The sequence below is a fragment of the Bacillus sp. LL01 genome (assembly GCF_001037965.1).
Genome location: NZ_LFEL01000188.1, coordinates 1 through 4,053, shown reverse-complemented (window position 1 = coordinate 4,053; position 4,053 = coordinate 1). Strand labels below are relative to the sequence as shown.

Annotated in this window: 4 protein-coding genes; 3 read left to right on the top strand and 1 reads right to left on the bottom strand. The window is 38.4% G+C overall.

Annotated elements, in window-relative coordinates; translation table 11 throughout:
* Positions 1–32: 32 nt before the first annotated feature.
* Positions 33–965 (bottom strand): manganese-dependent inorganic pyrophosphatase, encoded by a 933-nt coding sequence (locus AB685_RS27640; protein WP_047973811.1) that lies wholly within the window; start codon positions 963–965, stop codon positions 33–35.
* A gap of 215 nt (positions 966–1,180) precedes the next feature.
* Between AB685_RS27640 and AB685_RS27635 the strand changes: the two genes are divergently transcribed.
* The 3 genes from AB685_RS27635 to AB685_RS27625 form a co-directional block, all read left to right on the top strand.
* On the top strand, positions 1,181–1,654 hold the full coding sequence (locus tag AB685_RS27635) for an RDD family protein (RefSeq protein ID WP_047973810.1): 474 nt from the start codon (positions 1,181–1,183) through the stop codon (positions 1,652–1,654).
* 36 nt (positions 1,655–1,690) lie between these two features.
* Complete coding sequence (locus tag AB685_RS27630; RefSeq protein WP_047973809.1) at positions 1,691–3,463, top strand: M3 family oligoendopeptidase; 1,773 nt, start codon at positions 1,691–1,693, stop codon at positions 3,461–3,463.
* A 120-nt stretch (positions 3,464–3,583) separates the two neighbouring features.
* A partial coding sequence (locus AB685_RS27625; protein WP_047973808.1) for an aldo/keto reductase occupies positions 3,584–4,053 on the top strand: 470 nt, incomplete at its 3' end.

Sequence of the window (4,053 nt, the reverse complement as noted above, 5' to 3'; positions counted from 1 at the left end):
GTTCTACGGAGAAAGGTTCAACTTAGATTATATTAACTGATTGCTTTTGTTAAGGCAGGAATGATTTGTTTCTTTCTTGATACAACACCTTTAAGCAGGGCAGTATTTTCTGTAACAGCAACGTCAAAAGCTTCTTCGACTTTTGTAACGCCATTGCCATAAGTTAAAATGGTAGAGTCGCCTTCTAAGATATCTGTAATCGCAAGAACGAACACCTCTAAGTTTTTAGATTCAATCGTCGCATTGATTTCCTCAGCAATTTCTTTTTTTCTTGCTAATACTTCAGCTACATCGACTGTATTTACTTGTGCAACTTCCACTAACTTTTCACCCATCGGGAATTCTTTACTATCAATGGAGATGATTTGCTTTGCAGAGCGATTTTCAAGTTTCGTACCAGCTTTCAGCATATTAAGTCCATATTCATCAAGGTTAATTTCAGCAATTTCAGCCAGACTCTTTGCAGCTTCTACATCTTCATCCGTGCATGTTGGAGATTTAAATAATAAYGAATCAGAAATAATAGCTGATACCATTAAACCTGCCATTTGCTTTGTGATCTCAACATTGTTTTCAAGGTTCATTTTACGAAGAATTGTTGTCGTACATCCAACAGGCTCAACGCGGAAGTTAAGAGGTTCTTTTGTTTGGAAATTAGCGATACGGTGGTGATCAACTACTTCGATAATCTTCACGCTCTCAATATCACTCACACTTTGTTGAAACTCATTGTGGTCAACAAGAGCTACTTGCTCCACCTCATTTGACACATTTTCGACTAGACGAGGCTTTTCAGCTTGAAAGAAATCAAGGGCGAAAGCAGTTTCTTCATTGATTTCTCCTAAACGAACTGGTTCGACGTTCATCCCTAATTTGCTTTTTAAGTCTGCATAAACAAGAGCAGAACAGATCGTATCCGTATCTGGATTCTTATGTCCGAACACTAAAACTTTTTCGTTACTCATTAGTAAGGCACCTCTTTATCAAGTTTTTGTATGTAATTGCCATCCATTCTCACTGATTCATTTTACATGAAAGGTGCTGATTCTTCAATCCTCTCATGAGCTTAAGCATGATCTTTTAAAAATATGAAATCTATTAAAGCGAGCGGCGTAGAAAGGTAAAGTGATTATTTAGAAAATTATGTTATTATAAGAAGGATTAGTAAGGGGGAATGTGTATGGTCATTGATTGGAAAGAGAGATTGCTTAATAAAAATGAATGGGCAAATGGTTGGTACAGGTTACTTGCTGCGTTTTATGACTTTTTATTTTTGTCAGTAGTGATGATCTTAACAGCTGCTGGTACGACTTCTTGGTTAATGGTGAAGTCGCAATCTCCTTATGATGATGCAGCTGGTTTCTCGTATTATGTGTGGCAAAATGAATTTGATTTGCTTCTGATTAATTGGGGAATATTGGCGATCGTCTTTATTGGTGTGCATCTACTCTATGTCATTCGGGCACGTCGTTCTTTTGGAATGATGATTGTTGACCTACATGTTTACGATGAAAAAGCAGAAAAGCCAAGCGTATGGCGCTTACTGTACCGTGAGCTCTTGAAGTATATCCTTTTTCCGTTTATGATTGTGTCCTTTTTCAAAAAAGAACGACCTATATACGAAAAAATCACCAAAACCTATTTAGTGAAATAGACATTTAAATGATGGTAATAATGGAGGTTTTAGTGAATGAAGTGGGATTTAGAAAGGATCGAGCCAAAGGGTCTTCCAGAAATAGAAGTCAAGAAGGCACTAAACGAAGTAGACCAGCGACTTGCAATGTTTGAAGTTGATAGACATACAGCAAACAAAGAAGATATTATCCAAAATGTACTTGAGGCGCAAGACATTTATCTAAAGTGGTATCAACTTTTTGAATACGTAATCTGTTTACATTCTATCGATACGACCAATGAGGAGGCAGCAGGTTGGCGTCATTCTGTAAATGAAGTGTATAGCCGTTATCAAATGCTTGAGACGACGTTAGACCAAATGTTTGCCTGTGCTTCAGAAAGGGACTGGGGGGCCGTCCTTCAAGATACTCGAGTAAGAGACATTAAAGCGCTCCTCGATCGCAGACGTTATCAGCAATTACAGTTAAATAATGATTCGATTGAAGCAGCGATGAGGTCCTTGCAAGCAGATGGCCTTCATGCATGGGGAGAGATGAATCAGCTAGCTGCTAGTAGGATTTCTATTATATTGAATGGGAAGGAAGTCAAAGCGCAAAATGTTCCTGCTCTCATTTACTATGGGTCGGAAAGGGACATCCGCTTAAAAGGATTTGAACAGTGGAAAACGGAGTGGGAGAGAGAATCTCCGATTTGCGCAAAAGCGATTAATCATATTGCGGGATTTCGATTGAGCCAGTACAAAGAACGTGGTTGGGGTTCCTTTTTAAAAGAATCATTAGATGCAAATCGCTTAACAGAGACGACATTAGATGCGATGTGGCAAGCAGTACTGGAGAATAGACAGCCATTCTATGATTATATTAAGCAAAAAAAAGTTCTGTTTCAGGCAACGGAATTATCTTGGACGGATCAATTTGCTCCCCTAGCATTAGAGCAACAAGGAAAAGTTGTACCATTTAACGAAGGGGTGGCTTTTATTGAGCAGCATCTCCATTCCTTTGACCCTAGGCTAGCTGAATTTACCCGACAAATCATTAATGATAATTGGGTGGACGCCGAACCTAGTGATCTTAAGAGTCCTGGTGCATTCTGCGCACCTATGCCTATTAATAAAGAATCAAGGATTTTCATGCACTATCATGAGAACCTTGAAAGTGTGGGCGTGTTAGCCCATGAGATAGGACATGCTTATCAGTATCGATTGTTGCAGGAGCTGCCTATGTATCGACAAGATTGTCCAATGGTCATGGCTGAACTTGCTTCTACATTAACAGAAACGATCGTGATGCGAGCGGCGATTGAGGCAGCAATAGATCCTAAAGAAAAGCTCCATCTCTTAAATCAGCAACTTGTAAGAGATTTGGTTACCATTCTAAATAGTTATATTCGTCATCAGTTTGAAGTTGAACTCTATGAAAAGCGGAAGCATGGTTTTGTGAGAGCAAGTGAGTTGAATCAATTGATGGAAGATGTCCAAAAAGAAGTGATGGGCGATCTTTTTGATTCATACGAACCAACATTTTGGGCCTCGTTACGTCATTTTTACTTTACTCATAAACCATTTGGCCATTATCCCTACACGATTGCGCATTTATTAAGTATCGGTTTCTATAAGGTCCTCGAGAAATCAGATCGACCAGGAGAGTTATTTGATGAAATGTTAATCGATGCATCTGTACTTTCGGTTGAAGAGCTTATAGAAAAGCATACTGGGATGGATCCTACATGCTCTGAGTTTTGGACATTAAGTTTAGAGAAAGTGTTTGATGATATCAAATTATTTATGGAGATTAGCAAAGAAATAAAGGAAAGAGAAGCGAGTAAATAAGCTTCTCTTTCCTTTATTTTAAAGTGAATGGAAAATTAAACTTGTCATTATTGACCGAATTGTAGGAAAATAGAAGAGGTCTATTAAAAGAGATCTATTAAATATGAAGGAGATGACATAATGGTAACAAGTTTAAAAGATACAACGACATTACATAATGGTGTAGAGATGCCTTGGTTTGGGCTTGGCGTATTTAAAGTGAAAGGTGGCTCTGAGGCTGCTGATTCTGTTCGAAATGYAATAGAAAATGGTTATCGCAGCATTGATACAGCTGCTATTTATAAAAATGAAGAAGGGGTTGGCAAAGGGATTAAAGAAGCAGGTGTTTCTCGAGAAGAACTATTCATTACTTCGAAAGTGTGGAATGCTGATCAAGGATATGACACGACTCTTGCTGCATTTGATGCTAGTTTGAAAAGGTTAGACCTTGATTATCTTGATTTGTATCTTATCCATTGGCCGGTTGAGGGCAAATTTGTTGAGACATGGAAGGCATTAGAGAAGCTCTACAAGGAAGGGCGAGTACGTGCAATTGGTGTTAGTAACTTCCATATCCATCACTTAGAAGAATTATTAAAAGAAGCTAAGAT